Genomic DNA, 255 nt, shown 5'->3' with positions numbered 1-255 from the left:
GGTTCGCCGAGTTGGTCAGGCGGCTCGGTGATACTCGTAGATGTTGGTGGCGGGGACCTGTCGGCGGCGGATCCGTCCCTCGATCGGGATGACTTCCGCGATGTCGGCGTCCGGAGGGGTCTGGTCCAGGGCCTGATGGGGCCGATGCCCGTTGAAGTGGTCTTCGTAGGCCGCGAGGACCTCGCGTGCGTGGGCCTCGCCGAACAGCATGACGTTATCGGTGCAGTCGTACCGTGCTCCGCGGATCCACCGCTC

General features: G+C 66.7%; 1 protein-coding gene. It reads right to left on the bottom strand.

Translation table 11 applies throughout. The features are described 5' to 3' along the window. Positions 1 to 15: 15 nt before the first annotated feature. A partial coding sequence (locus IZR01_RS49765) for an integrase core domain-containing protein (protein ID WP_194927945.1) occupies positions 16 to 255 on the bottom strand: 240 nt, incomplete at its 5' end.

The sequence above is a fragment of the Catenulispora pinisilvae genome (assembly GCF_015356865.1).
Lineage (GTDB): Bacteria > Actinomycetota > Actinomycetes > Streptomycetales > Catenulisporaceae > Catenulispora > Catenulispora pinisilvae.
This window is presented reverse-complemented; position numbering and strand designations above follow the sequence as displayed.